This is a genomic window from Streptomyces sp. V4I8 (genome assembly GCF_041261225.1).
In the GTDB taxonomy this organism is placed as follows: Bacteria; Actinomycetota; Actinomycetes; order Streptomycetales; family Streptomycetaceae; genus Streptomyces.
In genome coordinates, this window is sequence record NZ_JBGCCN010000001.1 from 4,857,048 (window position 1) to 4,872,566 (window position 15,519).

At 70.0% G+C, this 15,519-nt stretch carries 18 protein-coding genes; 11 read left to right on the top strand and 7 right to left on the bottom strand.

Going from position 1 to position 15,519, the window contains the following annotated elements; all coding sequences use genetic code 11:
- Positions 1–282 precede the first annotated feature (282 nt).
- The 6 genes from phoU (at position 283) to ABIE67_RS21905 (ending at position 3,854) form a co-directional block, all read left to right on the top strand.
- Positions 283–984, top strand: coding sequence for a phosphate signaling complex protein PhoU (phoU, locus tag ABIE67_RS21880; RefSeq protein ID WP_370260002.1), 702 nt, complete (start codon positions 283–285; stop codon positions 982–984).
- Between the two features lie 113 nt (positions 985–1,097).
- Positions 1,098–1,280, top strand: coding sequence for a hypothetical protein (locus ABIE67_RS21885; RefSeq protein WP_370260004.1), 183 nt, complete (start codon positions 1,098–1,100; stop codon positions 1,278–1,280).
- A 191-nt stretch (positions 1,281–1,471) separates the two neighbouring features.
- Positions 1,472–1,720 carry an SCO4226 family nickel-binding protein gene (locus ABIE67_RS21890; RefSeq protein WP_370260007.1) on the top strand — a complete coding sequence of 83 codons (249 nt, stop codon included), beginning with the start codon at positions 1,472–1,474 and terminating at the stop codon, positions 1,718–1,720.
- A 72-nt stretch (positions 1,721–1,792) separates the two neighbouring features.
- Positions 1,793–2,044 (top strand): SCO4226 family nickel-binding protein, encoded by a 252-nt coding sequence (locus ABIE67_RS21895; RefSeq protein WP_370260009.1) that lies wholly within the window; start codon positions 1,793–1,795, stop codon positions 2,042–2,044.
- Positions 2,045–2,364: 320 nt separating this feature from the next.
- Positions 2,365–2,697, top strand: a complete 333-nt coding sequence (locus tag ABIE67_RS21900; RefSeq protein WP_370260011.1) for a carboxymuconolactone decarboxylase family protein — start codon at positions 2,365–2,367, stop codon at positions 2,695–2,697.
- Between the two features lie 413 nt (positions 2,698–3,110).
- A complete protein-coding gene (locus ABIE67_RS21905; RefSeq protein WP_370260013.1) occupies positions 3,111–3,854 on the top strand; it encodes a hypothetical protein in 744 nt (247 codons plus the stop codon).
- 94 nt (positions 3,855–3,948) lie between these two features.
- Here the strand turns inward: ABIE67_RS21905 and ABIE67_RS21910 are convergent, their stop codons facing one another.
- A complete protein-coding gene (locus ABIE67_RS21910; RefSeq protein WP_062723775.1) occupies positions 3,949–4,710 on the bottom strand; it encodes a phosphoglyceromutase in 762 nt (253 codons plus the stop codon).
- Between the two features lie 163 nt (positions 4,711–4,873).
- Between ABIE67_RS21910 and ABIE67_RS21915 the strand changes: the two genes are divergently transcribed.
- Positions 4,874–6,160, top strand: a complete 1,287-nt coding sequence (locus ABIE67_RS21915; protein WP_370260015.1) for an MDR family MFS transporter — start codon at positions 4,874–4,876, stop codon at positions 6,158–6,160.
- A 132-nt stretch (positions 6,161–6,292) separates the two neighbouring features.
- Here ABIE67_RS21915 and ABIE67_RS21920 read toward each other — a convergent pair whose 3' ends face one another.
- Positions 6,293–6,772 (bottom strand): DUF2000 family protein, encoded by a 480-nt coding sequence (locus ABIE67_RS21920; RefSeq protein WP_370260017.1) that lies wholly within the window; start codon positions 6,770–6,772, stop codon positions 6,293–6,295.
- Here ABIE67_RS21920 and ABIE67_RS21925 point away from each other — a divergent pair.
- Positions 6,771–7,580, top strand: a complete 810-nt coding sequence (locus tag ABIE67_RS21925) for an AraC family transcriptional regulator (RefSeq protein WP_370260019.1) — start codon at positions 6,771–6,773, stop codon at positions 7,578–7,580. The genes ABIE67_RS21920 and ABIE67_RS21925 overlap by 2 nt on opposite strands.
- An 8-nt stretch (positions 7,581–7,588) precedes the next feature.
- Here ABIE67_RS21925 and ABIE67_RS21930 read toward each other — a convergent pair whose 3' ends face one another.
- Positions 7,589–8,101: a YbjN domain-containing protein gene (locus ABIE67_RS21930; protein ID WP_370260022.1), complete on the bottom strand. Its 513-nt coding sequence runs from the start codon at positions 8,099–8,101 to the stop codon at positions 7,589–7,591.
- Positions 8,094–9,437, bottom strand: a complete 1,344-nt coding sequence (gene mshA, locus ABIE67_RS21935; protein WP_370260028.1) for a D-inositol-3-phosphate glycosyltransferase — start codon at positions 9,435–9,437, stop codon at positions 8,094–8,096. Before mshA ends, ABIE67_RS21930 begins: the two co-directional genes overlap by 8 nt.
- 363 nt (positions 9,438–9,800) lie before the next feature.
- On the opposite strand from mshA, the gene ABIE67_RS21940 reads away from it, so the two are divergent.
- From ABIE67_RS21940 to ABIE67_RS21950, 3 genes are all read left to right on the top strand, one after another.
- Positions 9,801–10,592 carry a class I SAM-dependent methyltransferase gene (locus ABIE67_RS21940; RefSeq protein WP_370268803.1) on the top strand — a complete coding sequence of 264 codons (792 nt, stop codon included), beginning with the start codon at positions 9,801–9,803 and terminating at the stop codon, positions 10,590–10,592.
- 173 nt (positions 10,593–10,765) lie between these two features.
- Positions 10,766–11,839: a C40 family peptidase gene (locus tag ABIE67_RS21945; RefSeq protein ID WP_370260030.1), complete on the top strand. Its 1,074-nt coding sequence runs from the start codon at positions 10,766–10,768 to the stop codon at positions 11,837–11,839.
- Positions 11,840–12,122: 283 nt separating this feature from the next.
- On the top strand, positions 12,123–13,418 hold the full coding sequence (locus ABIE67_RS21950; RefSeq protein ID WP_370260034.1) for a PP2C family protein-serine/threonine phosphatase: 1,296 nt from the start codon (positions 12,123–12,125) through the stop codon (positions 13,416–13,418).
- A 60-nt stretch (positions 13,419–13,478) separates the two neighbouring features.
- On the opposite strand, the gene ABIE67_RS21955 is transcribed toward ABIE67_RS21950, so the two are convergent.
- From ABIE67_RS21955 to ABIE67_RS21965, 3 genes are all read right to left on the bottom strand, one after another.
- Positions 13,479–13,811, bottom strand: coding sequence for a DUF2516 family protein (locus ABIE67_RS21955; protein ID WP_030052179.1), 333 nt, complete (start codon positions 13,809–13,811; stop codon positions 13,479–13,481).
- A gap of 141 nt (positions 13,812–13,952) precedes the next feature.
- The gene (locus ABIE67_RS21960) at positions 13,953–14,675 is read right to left on the bottom strand and encodes a hypothetical protein (RefSeq protein WP_370260038.1); all 723 of its coding nucleotides are present in this window, start codon (positions 14,673–14,675) and stop codon (positions 13,953–13,955) included.
- 101 nt (positions 14,676–14,776) lie between these two features.
- Complete coding sequence (locus tag ABIE67_RS21965; RefSeq protein ID WP_370260043.1) at positions 14,777–15,448, bottom strand: helix-turn-helix domain-containing protein; 672 nt, start codon at positions 15,446–15,448, stop codon at positions 14,777–14,779.
- Between the last annotated feature and the right edge of the window lie 71 nt (positions 15,449–15,519).

A 15,519-nucleotide genomic window follows, 5' to 3' on the forward strand; every position in this document is an offset into this window, starting at 1 on the left:
GGTTCATTTGGGGTGGCGGAAACGGACGCGTAGAGCCCGAATAGTGGACGTGTGGGGTTCGCACAGGCGGTTTGGCGTGGGATCACACTGGCGGTTTGATGACAGTCCTACTGCCGTTTTCACGACGGTCTTACTGTCGGAGGTACGGACGGTAGGACTTCCGGTTCGATGGCAAGACTGTCGGTCCGAGGACTTTGACGAACTTTGACGACTCCGACGACTTTGACGACAGTCTCCTGACCCCGGAACCCCCGACGAGGCAGACGTAAGAGAGGGACCCTGATGCGGGACGCGTACCACGAGGAACTGGACTCGATCGGCGACGGTCTGGTGGAGATGGCCCGACTGGTCGGGTCGGCGATCGGGCGCGCCACCGCGGCGATCCTCGACTCCGACCTGAAGCTGGCCGAAAGCGTGATCGAGGCCGACCAGAAGGTCGACGACCTCCAGCACGACCTGGAGGCCCGGGCCATAGCCCTGCTGGCGCGCCAGCAGCCGGTGGCGACGGACCTCCGTATCGTCGTCACGTCACTGCGTATGTCGGCGGACCTGGAGCGCTCGGGCGACCTGGCCCAGCACGTGGCCAAGCTCACGCGGCTGCGCTACCCGGAGCGGGCCATCCCGCAGGACCTGCACGCCACCATCCTGGAGATGGGCCAGCTCGCGCAGCGCCTGATGGCGAAGGCGGCCGAGGTGATCGTCACCAAGGACGTCGACCTCGCGCTCCAGCTGGAGCAGGACGACGACGCGATGGACCTCCTCCACCGCACCCTCTTCCAGCACCTGATGGACGAGCGCTGGAAGCACGGCATCGAGACGGCGGTCGACGTGACGCTGCTCGGCCGTTACTACGAGCGGTACGCCGACCATGCGGTGTCCGTGGCCAAGCGTGTGGTGTATCTGGTGACGGGTGAGCACGCGGATGAGCTGCAGACGGACATCCAGCCGGAGATCCAGCCGGCGGCGGGGGTGGAAGGCGCGTAGGCCGTGGGTTGTGCGGCGGGCTCTTCGGGGCGTGCGCAAGCCTCTGTGCGCCGTTGATGCGCCCAGGGGGGCGGGCATGGAATGGGCACAGGCACCAGCCTCGAGGAGGATCCATGGCCGAATCCCCCAGCTCACGCAACACCCGCAGCACTCTCCGTACGACACCCGACCCCACCAGGGAACGCCCGTCCGAGCAGCTCGCCGACATCAGGAGCCTCCCGCTCTTCGGTGCCTGCGGTTGCGGCTCGGGGTGCGGGTGCGGATGCCAGTCGGGGAATCCTTGCCAGTGCGGGTGAGGACGTAGGACTCGTACGGCGGTGAGGGCCCCGGTGCGGTGGATGCGCCGGGGCCCTTTGCCGTGCTCGGTCTGTTTCAGCGGGCGCTTCGTGCTCGTTGCTCGTTGCTCGTTGCTCGTCCTGACGTACGGGCGCAGCATGGAAGGGAGCAGACGCGAGCGCACTCCTGGAAACGGAAGAAGGTGCGAGGCATGGCTCAGTTCATGGACGTACACCGCGACATGAAGGGCATCACGGCCGACCAGCTCAGGGAGGCCCACAACGCGGACCTCGCCATAGAGGACGACGAGCGCGTCCACTTCCAGCGGGCGTGGGCCGATCCCGAGTCCGGCCTCGTCTACTGCCTGTCCGAGGCACCCTCCGCCGAAGCGGTCCAGCGCATCCACGAACGCGCCGGCCACAAGGCCGACGAGATCCACGCGGTTCCGCTGTCGGTCTGAGACCGGGAAAGCGCAGGGGCATCCGCGAGGACAAAGGACGTGGGTGTGCATCGGCAAGGAGGTGCGAGGCCCATGACACTTTTCATGGACGTACACCACGGCATGCAGGGCATCACGGCCCAACAGCTGCAAGAGGGCCACGACGCCACCGCCGCGATCGAGCAGGAAGAAGGAGTCCACTTCGAACACGCCTGGGCGGACCCCGAGTCCGGCACGGTGTACTGCCTCAGCGAGGGCCCCTCGGCCGAGGCAGTCCGGCGTGCTCACGAGCGCGGGGGCGGCGGGACGCCGGACGAGATCCATGCGGTGCCCCTGACGGTGTGAGTGCGGCGGCACGGCAAGGAGACGGCCCCCTGCTTGCGGACGACGTGGGCCGGGGGCTGATGTGGGCCGGGAGCTTACGCAGGGCGGGGGCTGACCTGGGCCGGGAGTTACGCAGGGCGGGAGCTGACGTGGGCCGGGAGCTTACGCAGGGCGGGGGCTGACGCATGGCCACGGCGGCGTCGTTCGTCTCGACAGGCGGTCCGCGGGAAACGGACTTACGGTCGAGCGGTGGGCGCTGAACCGGGTGATGTGCCCCTACGTGCCGGCGCCCGTCGACCTCCCTCACGTTCCCTCAAGACACCGTCAGGAGACGCCCTGCCATGGCCACAGCATCTGAAACCCCGGTACTGGACACCCTCGCCGCCATGACGGTCGACTCGGTCGAACGGTGCGGGCTGGTCCCGGAGACCTTCATGCTCACCCGCATCGCGGCCCTCGCCGCTTCGGACGCCCCGCCGATCTCCTACGTCGCCCATATCGACCCCGCCATCCAGGCCGGGCTGACTGCCGAGCAGGTGCAGGACGTCCTGGTCGCCATCGCGCCTGTGGTGGGTACGGCGCGTGTCATGACCGCGGCCGGGAACATCGCCAAGGCGCTCGGCATGTCGATCGCGGTCGCGGAGGGGGAGGCGGAGGGTCGGGGGCGGGCGTAAAGACGGAGGCGGGACCCTCTTCCGGACAGCCCTGGGCCGCCGCCCTGGACAGCGAGAAGCCCTCTATCCGCGGAAGGCCGCGGGTAGAGGGCTTGCCTGATGATCGAGCCCATGGGGCGGTTCTCCGCGAGGTTGACGGGCTGCTGCGCGTGGATCCACCAGAGGTGACCATGTTCGGCATGCCTCGACGCGATCGGCGTCCGCCTGCCGGCAGATCAAGTACCGGTTCGTCGGCAGTTGTGGCGGCGACTGGAATGCCGACACGGCGTGTGGATGAGCGTCGTTATCTCCGCTGAACTCTAGACCGGCCTGGAACGGCGGCCTCGCGGGCAGCGCGGTACACGCTCGGTGGTGCCACCAGGTGAGTACGTGTACTCATGTGCCAGGTAATCGGCATCCCGCATGGTGCGTGCATGCGATCGACATCCTTCTCGAAGCCTGTGCTCGTGGCCGCGCTCGGCTGCATGCTCCTGTCCGGCTGCGGCACTCAGAACGCCACCACCGACCAGACCTCCGCGGGCGAAGCCGTCTCGGCGGCGACCCCGCCGGGGGCTTCGCCGAGCGACAGCGATCCGGAGCTACGGTTCCTTGAGTTGATGGGCCGGATCCTGCAGGGCTGCGCTCCGGACGCCCCCAACGGCAGCGGTGGCGTGCCCGAGCCCGAGGACCTGCCGGGTTATGAGGGTGAGGCCACACCGAGATACGGGCCGGGCGAGACCCCGCCGCCTGTTCCGGGCGACGAGGGAGATACACCGGTTCCCCTGGATGATCCCGCGTCGTCGAAGCCGACACCCGGCTCCACCGCGCCCAAGCCGGTCAAGGAAGTGCCGCTGACCGGTGTCGAGAAGTGCAACGGCAGCGAGCACGCACAGCGCGTCAGCGAGGCGTTCAAGAACACGAAGACGTCCGGCTACGAGGCGATACACACGAAGCTGACAGAGCTCGACTACCCGGCATCACTGATTCACCGGATGCCGGACTACGCGGGCGCGCCCCGGGCAAGGCTCGACCTGCGCCTTATGGGCGGCCACTTGGCCTTGGAGGTCACCTGCACCAGCAGCGGGGTGATCGTCGAAGCGTTCGGGGCTCCGGAGACGGAGGACGTCGAGGTGACCGATGTGAAGCGGAAGCCGAGGCTGGACGCGGCAGTGTCCTGACCGAATCGAACGGGCGTGATCGTGCGGCCAACAACCAGCCCCCCGCCAGCGGAGAACCCGCGGGCAGGGGGCTTGATCAATCAGGGGTGCCCGGCTACTTCTTCTTGCCCTGGTTCTTGACCGCCTCAATAGCCGCCGCAGCCGCCTCCGGGTCCAGGTACTTGCCCCCCGGCGTCACCGGGTTGAAGTCGGCGTCGAGCTCGTAGTAGAGCGGGATGCCGGTCGGGATGTTCAGGCCCGCGATGTCGGCGTCGGAGATGCCGTCGAGGTGCTTGACCAGGGCGCGGAGGCTGTTGCCGTGGGCGGCGACGAGGACTGTGCGGCCGGTCAGGAGGTCGGGGACGATGCCGTCGTACCAGTACGGGAGCATGCGGACGACGACGTCCTTCAGGCACTCCGTGCGGGGGCGGAGCTCCGGGGGGATGGTCGCGTAGCGCGGGTCGTCCGACTGGGAGAACTCCGTGCCGTCCTCGAGCGGGGGCGGCGGGGTGTCGTAGGAGCGGCGCCACAGCATGAACTGCTCCTCGCCGAACTCGGCGAGGGTCTGGGCCTTGTCCTTGCCCTGGAGGGCGCCGTAGTGGCGCTCGTTCAGGCGCCACGAGCGGTGGACCGGGATCCAGTGGCGGTCGGCGGACTCCAGCGCCAGCTGGGCCGTGCGGATCGCGCGCTTCTGGAGGGACGTGTGGACCACGTCGGGGAGGAGGTCGGCGTCCTTCAGGAGCTCGCCGCCGCGGACTGCCTCCTTCTCGCCCTTCTCGTTGAGGTTGACGTCCACCCAACCGGTGAACAGGTTCTTCGCGTTCCATTCGCTCTCGCCGTGGCGGAGGAGGATCAGCTTGTACGGTGCGTCGGCCATGCGTCCGAGCGTAATCCAAGGCCTTGGCCGGGTGCGCCCCCCGCCCGAAGAGCGGACGGTTGACGGGATCTGTTAATTGAGTGGCCTCACGGAGCGGCCCGCTTGTAAGTTGCGTGCGCCGCATTGGCTTCTTACATCCGTCTGCATCCGTGGGGGACCCTCCATGCCCGTCGCCGCCCTGAGACGTGCCACCCGAGAGACCGTCTCCGGGCTCCCCCGCGAGTTCTGGTGGCTGTGGACCAGCACGCTGGTGAACCGGCTGGGGGCGTTCGTCGCCACGTTCATGGCCCTCTACCTCACCCTCGACCGTGGGTACTCCGCCACCTACGCCGGTCTCGTCGCCGCCCTCCACGGGCTCGGGGCGGTGATCTCCTCCCTCGGTGGCGGCGTCATGACCGACCGGCTCGGGCGGCGGCCCACCCTTCTCGTCGCTCAGGCGTCCACGGCCGCCTCCGTCGCGCTCCTCGGGTTCATGCACCACCCGGTCGCCATCGCCGCCGTCGCCTTCCTCGTCGGCGCGGCCTCCAACGCCTCCCGGCCCGCCGTGCAGGCGATGATGGCCGACATCGTCCGGCCCGAGGACCGGGTGCGCGCCTTCTCCCTCAACTACTGGGCCATCAACCTGGGGTTCGCCGTCTCCTCCATGGCCGCCGGGTTCATCGCCGAGGTCAGTTACCTCTCCGGGTTCCTGATCGAGGCGGGCATGACGGCCGTCTGCGCGGTCGTGGTGTTCGTGAAGCTGCCGGAGTCTCGGCCGCCCCGGCCGACCAGTACGGAGAAGGGTGGTGGCGACGAGGTCCGGCTCGGGACGGTGCTGCGCGACCGGCGCTTCATGAGCGTGGTGGGGTTGTCCTTCCTCGTCGCCCTCATCTTTCAGCAGGGGTCGGTGGGGCTGCCGGTGGCCATGGGTGAGGCCGGGTTCTCGCCCGCCGACTACGGCCTCGCCATCGCCGTCAACGGCATCCTGATCGTCGCCCTTCAGATCCCGGTCACCCGGCTCATCGAACGCCGGGACACCGGCCGGATCCTCGTCGTCTCGTCCCTGCTCGCCGGCTACGGCTTCGGACTCACCGCCTTCGCCGGGTCGGTCGGCGTCTTCGCGCTGACGGTGTGCGTGTGGACGCTGGGCGAGATGCTGAACGCGCCCACCCAGACCGGGCTCGTGGTGCGGCTGTCGCCCACGCAAGGGCGCGGGCGGTATCAGGGCATGTACACCCTGTCCTGGTCGGTGGCGGCCCTCGTCGCGCCCCTGATGTCCGGCTTCGTCATCGACCGCTTCGGTGCCGAGTGGCTGTGGGGGATGTGCGCGGTGATCGGGACGGTGGCGGCGGTCGGGTACGGCACCCTGATGCACCGTCTGCCGGCCCAGGAGCCCAACGCCGACGAAATCCCCGCCGCGGAGACGACCCCCGAGGCGGCTGCGGCGAAGCCCGAGGGCAGCCCCGCCTGACGGGCCGACGGGCCTGGCGGACCTGGCGGGCCTAACGAGCCTGGCAGGCCTAACGAGCCTGGCAGGCCTGGCGGGGCGACGCCCCGTGCACCGGCACCGGCACCGGCACCGGCCCCCTCCCCCTCCACCCCCTCACGGATGCATCCGCGCCCCCTTCATCACCTTGTCCACCGCGTTCCTCGGCCCGTACACCGCGATCCCCACCAGATCCAGCCCGTCCGTCGACACGGCCCGCACCGCCGTCCGGTTGTCGCGGTCGTTGCCCGTCGTGAACAGGTCGGAGGTGAAGACCGCGCGCGGCAGGGCGCGGGACAGCACGCGCGCGTGGGCCGTCGTCAGGGTCTCCTTCGTGCCCTCGAAGACGAGCACGGGCTGGCGGAACATCGGCAGGTAGCCGACGCCGTCCGCGTCCTCGTACGGGTCGCCGATCACCTCGGGGGCCTGGGTCCCCAGGCCGCTGACCAGGAACGCCGTGACGTTCAGCCGTTGCCAGGTCTCCAGGTCCTCGCGCAGCAGGACGGCGATCTTGGTGTCGAAACGAACAGGTGCCTCATCGCTCATACGTCGAGACTGGCGGCCGCCGTACGACCGCGTCTTGTACGTTCTTTGCATGGCCGCCGCACGGAACCGCCAGGAAGTCTCCGCGTGGCGCCCCTCCGTCCCGGGCGTCACCGAGGTCTTCCACGCCCACTTCACCGAGTACGCCTATCCGATGCATGTGCACGAGGCGTGGACGCTGCTCATCGTGGACGACGGGGCCGTACGGTACGACCTCGACCGGCACGAGCACGGCACCCCGCACGACACCGTGTCCCTGCTGCCGCCGCACGTCCCGCACAACGGCTCCCCCGCCACCCCGCACGGCTTCCGCAAGCGGGTGTTGTACCTGGACAGCAGTCGGCTCGGCGAGGACCTGATCGGCCGGGCCGTGGACGCCCCCGACCTCCGCGACCCCGTGCTGCGGCTGCGCGTCGGCCAGTTGCACACCGCCCTCGCGCACCACGGCGACGAACTGGAGGCGGACAGCAGGCTGACTCTGATCGGGGACCGGTTGCGCGCGCATCTGCGGCCCGAAGCCGTCACGGACGACGTCCCGCGGCGCGACCCCGCCCTCGCCCGTCGGCTGCGCGAGCTGCTCGACGAGCGCGTCGTGCGGGGCCTCGCCCTCGACGAGGCGACCGGGCTGCTGCACGCCCATCCCGCCCATCTCGTACGGTCGTTCAGCACCGCCTACGGCATCGCCCCGCACCAGTACCTGATGTCCCGGCGCGTCGACCGTGCCCGGCGGCTGCTCCTGGAAGGCCGGCCGCCGGCCGAGGTGGCCACCGCGACCGGCTTCTACGACCAGTCCCATCTCACCCGCCACTTCCGGAAGCTGGTGGGCGTGCCGCCGGGGCGCTATCGCAGCAGCGTGCGCTGAGCCTGAATTCAGTCGGCGGACCGCTGGGTCAGATGAGCGAACGCGTCCAGGTTGCGCGTCGACTCGCCGCGCGCCACCCGCCACTCGTACTCCTTGCGGATCGCGGAGGCGAACCCGAGCTCAAGGAGGGTGTTGAACGCTCCGTCCGCCGCCTCCAGGACCTGACCGAGAAGGCGGTCGATCTCGTCCGGGGTGACGGCGGACAGGGGGAGCTTGGCGGTGACGTAGATGTCGCCGAGCCGGTCGACGGCGTAACTCACGCCGTACAGCTTGAGGTTGCGCTCCAGGAGCCAGCGGTGGACGCCGGGCTCGTTCTCGTCGGGGTGGCGGATGACGAAGGCGTTGAGCGAGAGGGAGTGGCGGCCGATGAGCAGGGAGACCGTCGTCGACAGCTTGCGGGTGCCGGGGAGCTTGACGACGTAGTTTCCGGGGTCGGGGGTCTCCCACTCCAGGTCGGCGTCCTTCAGCGCTCCCTCGAGCACCTGCGCGACCACCTGCGTCGCCTTCTGTGCGTCAGCCATGGTGGGAGCGTACGCGACGCCTGTAGGCCTGGGTCGCGGCCGTGTAGACGTCCGCCGTGGCGGCGGCCGCGGTGTCCCAGCCGAAGGACTGGGCGTGCCGGGCCGCGGCCTCGCCCATCCGCGGGGACAGGTGCGGGTCCTCGGCGAAGGCGTGCAGCACGCGCGCGTAGTCGGCCGGATTGTGGCCCTGGACCAGGTAGCCGGTACGGCCGTCGCGGACCGCCACCGGCAGGCCGCCCACCGCCGCCGCGAGGACGGGTGTGCCGGCCGCCTGCGCCTCTATGGCCACCAGGCCGAAGGATTCGCTGTACGACGGCATGACCAGCACGGACGCCGCGCGGAACCAGTCGGCGAGCTGTTCCTGGCCGACGGGTGGGCGGAACCGTACGACATCCGCGACGCCCAGGCGGGCGGCCAGCTTCTGGAGGCCTTCGGGCTTGGCCATGCCGCTGCCGCTGGGGCCGCCGACGATCGGGACGAGGACGCGGGAGCGGAGGTGGGGGTGCTCGTCCAGGAGGACGGCCACCGCGCGCAGGAGGATGTCCGGCGCCTTCAGGGGCTGGATGCGGCCCGCGAACAGGGGGATCAGTGCGTCTTGGGGAAGGCCGAGGCGGGCTCGGGCCGCGGCTCGGCCGTCGGCGGGCGAGAAGCGGGTGAGGTTGACGCCGGGGTGGACCACGGCGACCTTGTCGGGGGTCGCGGCGTAGTGGCGTACGAGTTCGTCCGCCTCCTCGGCCGTGTTGGCGATGAGGCGGTCGGCGGCCGTGACGATCTGGGTCTCGCCGATGACTCGGGCGGCGGGCTCGGGGGTGTCGCCGTCCGCAAGGTTGGCGTTCTTGACCTTGGCCATGGTGTGCATGGCGTGCACCAAGGGGGCGCCCCAGCGCTGGGCCGCGAGCCAGCCCACGTGGCCGGAGAGCCAGTAGTGGGAGTGGACCAGGTCGTAGTAGCCGGGGCGGTGGCCGGCCCAGGCCTGCATCACGCCGTGGGTGAAGGCGCACAGTTGGGCGGGGAGGTCCTCCTTGTTGAGGCCCTCGTAGGGGCCCGCGTCGATGTGGCGGACCAGGACGCCGGGGGCGAGTTCGACGGTGGGTGGGAGGTCCGTGGCCGTGGTGCGCGTGAAGATCTCCACCTCGATATTGATCGCGGCGAGGCGCTGCGCGAGCTCGACGATGTAGACGTTCATGCCGCCCGCGTCGCCGGTGCCGGGCTGGTGGAGCGGGGAGGTGTGCACGGAGAGCATGGCTACCCGGCGGGGGCGGCGGTGCAGGCGCAGGCGGTGGGGGGTGGCCGCGGCCTGGGAGCGACGCCCGAGCCTGCTGACGTACTGGCTCACGTGGCGTTCCTCCTTGCTGCGGGCATGCCGGACGGAGGGTGCTTGCGCCCTCCAAGGCGGTGCAACGCCGGAGGGCAGGGTTCCCATTCCGGGCGTGACGGTTTTTGCCGAGGTATTACCGGGGGTCGCTCAACTGTTCGGGGATGGGGGGCGTGGGGTGTGCCCCTGCGGCTGCGGCGGCCCGTGTGGGTTTGGAGTGCGCCTCGCCTCTATGCCCGCGGCGCCCCGTGCGGGTTCTGGGGGTGCGCGTTGCGCACTGCGTTCGTCGTGGGTCGGAGCCGTGCCGGTGCGGGTGGCACGGCCGGACGGCCAGAGCGGCCGCATACCCTCTTATGCATGACACCCCGCGCCTTCGCCCGCCCTGTGGGCACCGTCACGCGTGGGACCACCAACCCCAACCGGCTGCGCCGCATGGACCGCTGGATCGCTCACACGCATGGTGCGGAGCTGCGGCGGGCCGTCGATCCTGTCGCGGTCGACCTCGGGTACGGCGCCGCTCCCTGGACGGCCGTCGAGTTGCTCGGTCGGCTGCGGTCCGTCGCGCCCCGTGTGCGGGTGGTCGGTGTGGAGATCGAGCCGGCTCGGGTGCTGGGCGCGAAGCCGTATGAGCGGGAGGGGCTCGTGTTTCGGCATGGGGGGTTTGAGCTTCCTGTGGCGCAGCGGCCTCTGCTTGTGCGGGCGGCGAATGTGCTGCGGCAGTACGAGGAGGGTGAGGTGGGCGGGGTGTGGGAGCGGCTGTGTGCTCGGCTCGCGCCGGCCGATCCGGGGGCCGGGTCTCGTGGGGGGCTGCTTGTCGAGGGGACCTGTGATGAGGTGGGGCGGCGGCATGTGTGGGTCGCGCTGGGGCCGGAGGGGCCTCGTACGGTGACCTTCGCCGCGCGGTTGGGGTCGTTGGAGCGGCCCTCGGATCTTGCCGAGCGGCTGCCGAAGGCCCTTATTCATCGCAATGTCCCCGGTGAGCCTGTGCATGCCTTTCTGCGTGACTTCGACCGCGCCTGGGCGGCCGCCGCGCCCTATGCGTCGTACGGCGTACGGCAGCGCTGGGTCCGGGCGGTGCGGGAGCTCGCCGCGGACTGGCCGGTGGTGGACGGGGCGGCGCGGTGGCGGCAGGGGGAAGTGACGGTGCGGTGGGAGGCGTTGGCGCCGGCGGCCTGAGGGGGCGGCCTGAGGGGAACGATCTCCGGGAGTTGTTCGTCACAAAGACGGGGAGATCGTCATGACGGGGAGGGAATGGGGGGAAGCAGACCTCTGTCACTTTGCGCGCCCACATGGCACGATCCCCCGGAGCTCGTAAGTTACTGACGGGACATCAGTTTGGGGGCAGTGGTATGGGTTCGGGCAAGCACGGCCTGATCGCAGCGGCCGTGACCGTCGTCTGCGCGGTCACCGTTGCGGGAGTACCAGGCACGGCGTTCGCGGCGCCATCCCCCACCCCGACCCCGAGTGCCTCCTCGTCCACCGTGACGAACCAGGATCTTGAGGCCGTCCGCAAGAAGCTGGAGAAGCTCTACCACGCCGCGGCCGTCGCCACCGACGAGTACAACGCCGCCGAGGAGGCGGCCGAGAAGCAGTCCGCCGAGATCGTCGCGCTGGCGAAGAAGATCGTCGAAGGCCAGGAGAAGCTCGCCGAGTTGAAGAAGCGCGCGGGCGCCGCGGCCGCCGCCCAGTACCGCTCCGGTGGGCTGCCCGACGAAGCGCACCTGCTGCTCAGCGACGACCCGCAGGCGTTCCTCGACGGCACGGGCCGGGTGCTGCAGGGCCAGCGCGCGACCAAGGGGCTGCTGGCGGAAATGACCCGCACCCAGCAGGACTTGGAGCAGTACGCGAAGGACGCCTCCGCCCAGTGGCAGAAGCTGGAGGCGGGCCGCAAGGCCAAGGCCGCCGCCAAGAAGAAGATCAAGAAGCAGATCGCGGCGGCCGAAGAGGTCGAGTCCCAGTTGGAGGAGGAGGAAAAGGAGCGCCTCGCCAAGCTGGAGGCCGAAGCCGCACACAAGGCGCAGACCGCCTGGCTGGACTCCGGCATCCTGAAGGACATCAAGGGCAAGGCGTCGGAACAGGGCCGCAAGGCCGTCGAGTACGCCACCGCCCAGCTGGGCAAACCATACGAATGGGGCGCTGAGGGTCCGACGACCTACGACTGTTCAGGACTCACGTCACAGGCCTGGGCGAGCGCCGGAAGTGGCATTCCGCGCACCTCGCAGGAGCAGTGGAAGCAGCTCAAGCGGATCGACATCGAGGACATGCGCCCCGGCGATCTCATCATCTACAACGACGACGCCAGCCATGTCGCCCTGTACGTCGGCGACGGCGCGATCATCCACGCGCCACGACCGGGGCGGACGGTGACGGTCGCGGGGGCCGGGTCGATGCCGATCCTCGGGGTGGTTCGGCCCGATGCGTAAGTATTGAGGGTGACTTGTGACGGGCGAGCCGTGACCCCCGCCACGTGACCCGGCCCACGTCACATCGCTCACAAATGCCGCACTGACGTGACGTTCGTCATCCCTGGCCGTCCCCCGTCCTGTCCAACTGCGGTACGGAACGCGGCATATGACAGCGGCCAGCGCCCATCCGGCGTGCTCTACACCATTCCGTTGCGGCGCCGACAACCGCTATGGTCCCCGTCGGTGGATCGAGGACCCTCGTTCCCACCATGCCCTCGGGGGGAGGGAAGGAACTCAGACGATGCCCGTACCCATACCGCGGCAGAGAGCGATCCCGGCCGTGGAGAGTGGTCAGGCGCAGGCCGCGTCCCCAGGCGGCACCTCCACGGAAGAGGCTCCGCGTAAGGAATCCACGGTCGAGAACACCAACCACACCAACCTGACGCTGCTGCTGATCGAGGACGATCCCGGCGGCTCCGCGCTCGTGCCCGAGTTGCTCGACTCGGCCGGCAAGCCGATCCGGGTGCGCACCGCCCGCAACCTCACCGAGGCCGAGCGGCTGCTCACCGACGACGTCCACTGCATCCTGCTGGACCTCGCGCTGCCCGGCCGGACCGACGACGAGGACGAGCTGGGCGTGCTCAAGCACGTCCTGGAGCTCGCGCCCCGGCACGCCGTCCTCGCCCTCACCGCCTCCGGCGACACGGAGCGCGCCGCGGAGGCCGTGCGCGTCGGCGCCCAGGACTACCTCTTCCGGGACGAACTGGACGGGCGGCTGCTCAGCCGGGCCATCCGGTACGCCGTGGAGCGGAAACGATCCGACACGGCCGAGCGCCGGCTCGCCGAGGGCCGCCTGCGCGCCCAGGAGAACCGCCGTCTGGAGCGCGGCCTGCTGCCGACGCCGCTCCTGGAGGGCTCCTCGCTGCGTTTCGCCGCGCGGTACCGCCCGGGCCGGTCGCGCGCGCTGCTGGGCGGTGACTTCTACGACGTCGTCCGTACCGCGGACGGCACCGTGCACGCCATGATCGGCGACGTCTGCGGCCATGGGCCCGACGAGGCCGCGCTCGGTGTGGAGCTGCGGATCGCCTGGCGGGCGCTGACGCTGGCGGGGCTGTGCGGCGATGAGCTGCTGGGCACCCTGCAGCAGGTCCTGGAGCACGAGCGGGCCGACGACGAGATCTTCGCGACGCTGTGCACGGTGGACATCGCACCGGACGGCCGACGCGCCGGGCTGTGCCTGGCGGGGCACCCGTCGCCGCTGCTCGCCCGGCCGGGGCGCGCGGCTCGGCTGCTGCCGTACGACAACAACGGGCCCGCGCTCGGGCTGCTGCCCGGGGCTCGCTGGCCCCGGATGCAGGTGGAGCTGGGGGCGGAGTGGTCCCTGATGCTCTACACCGACGGCCTGATCGAGGGCCGCGTCGGCGAGGGGCGGGAGCGGCTCGGGCAGGACGGGATGGTGTCCATGGTCCGTCGGCAGCTGGCCGAGGGGCTGCGGGGGGAGGCGTTGCTGCGGGCCGCGGTCAATGAGGTTCGGGACCTCAATGGGGGCGAGTTGGCCGACGACGTGGCTGTGCTGTTGCTCGATCGGACGGTGTGAGCGGGGCCACGCCGTTCGGGTTGTGCCCCTGAAAAAGGGCGGTGCCCCTCGGGGCGCTGCTCAGCGGCCGCCGTTCCAGGGCCCGTAAGGGCCGTCGCTGCTGGACCCCTTTCTGCTGCGGCCGCCGCCCGGCAGGCCTTTGATCGCGGGGCGTACGTCGACCATGTAGACGATCGTCGCGATGAGGCCGATGATCGGCAGGAACGACAGGATGTTGAAGATCAGGTTCACCACGAAGGCGAGCCCGAGGACGATCATCCAGAACGGCTTGGTCTGCTTGTCGGCCGCGCGGTAGGCGTCCTCACGGCGGATCGCCGCGTCGATCAGCGCGAAGCCGCTGAAAAGGATCAGGGCCATGCTCAGCAGCCACATGAACCCCGCGAAGCCCTGCATCAGCACAACGTCCACCACCCGACTCGGCTCGTACGTACGCGGTCACCGTACCCGCAACCGCGGGACCGCTACCCGAACAACGGGCCGAGCACTCCTTGAGTGCCCGGCCCGTGTCCGAAGATCCCGTTTCACCCGCCTGGGTTACTTGGCGGGCGGAGTCGTCTTCTTGGCGGTGGTCTTGCGCGCACCCGTGGCCTTCTTGGCCGGGGCGGCCGGGGTCTTCTTCTCCGCGGCGGCCTGGGCGGCGGGCGCGGGCGCGGCCGGCTTGGCCTCCACCTTGTCCGTCTTGGCCGCCTTGTCCTCCTTGACCTCGACCGGCTCGGCCTTCGGCTCGACGGCGATCGCGAACTCCTCGATCTCCTCGGCCGCCTCGCCGCGCCAGGTCTTCACGGCCTGCTCGCCGTGCTCGGCGACCTTCTCGTAGGTCTCACGGGCCTTCACGGCGTACTCGGCGGCGACGCCGAGGGTGCGCAGCGCGATGTCCTGAGCGCTCTCGCCGAACTTCTTCAGATCGGCGTCGAGGTTGCTGCCGAACTTCTTGAAGTCCGCGTCCAGGTTGGTGCCGAACTTCTTGATGTCGGCGTCCAGGTTGCTGACCAGGTCGTTGACCTTGCTCTGGAAGCTCTCCTGAGCCTCCTTGGCCTTGGCACCTGCCTCCTTGGCGCGGGCGGTGGCCTTCTCCTGGACGGCCTTCGGGTCGGTGTTGCGAACGGCCTCGAACCGGGCCGGCGCCTCGGCGCGCAGCTGCTCCACCAGGCCGGGCACCTTCCGGGCCTGCTGAAGGGCCAGGTCGGCGGTGCCGGCCGCGAAGTAGAGCGGGGTCGGGTCGCTGAGGGTCTTACGCAGGTCGTCGGTGATGGCCATGGTGATGGTCCTCCCGGGTTGCTTTGAGGTGAGGGTTTTTGGTTCCCGCGGTCGGCCGGACGCCGCTCGCCGACGCGGGTCGCGCGTACGGCAGCTCGTCGTCAGCCGGCCGACTGCTGCGGGTCGGTCGGGTTCTCCGGGTCGGCGTCACTGCCGTCGGACGTACGGGTGGTGCGGGTGCTGCGAGTGTTGCGGGTGCTGCTGGTCTTGCGCGTACGGCGCGCGGCGGGCTTGCGGCCGTCGTCGGCCGTGCCGTCCGTACCGTCCGCGCGGGGCGTACGGCCGGGGCGTACGGCGGTGTCGCTGTCGTACGCGTCCGCCGCGCCGTCGCTCCGCTCGGTGTCCACCGTGTCGTGGCCCGCCGAGACGGCCTCGGCTGCCCGCCGCAGTGCCTCGGCAGCCTCGTCCGCCTCCGGGGATATCCCGAACCCGTTCTCCTTGCGGAAGGATTCGTAGATCTGGAGCAGCACCTGCTTCTGCCGCTCGTTCAGCGTGGGATCGGCGATTATGACGGCGCGCGTCTCCACCTCGTCCCGGTCCCGCTCGGCGTCGAGGATGCCGGCCCGCACATACAGCGTCTCGGCGGAGATCCGCAGCGCCTTGGCGACCTGCTGCAGCACCTCCGCGCTCGGCTTGCGCAGCCCGCGCTCGATTTGGCTCAGATACGGATTGGACACCCCGGCGGCATCGGCGAGTTGCCGCAGCGACAGCTGCGCGGTGCGCCGCTGTTCGCGCAGATACTCACCGAGATTGCCGACGTTGAGCGATGCCATGTCTCCACCTTGCCTCACCGTCGCTAACTATTGCAAGCATCCGCTTGCAAAAGTGCGCCACGCCACGCGAA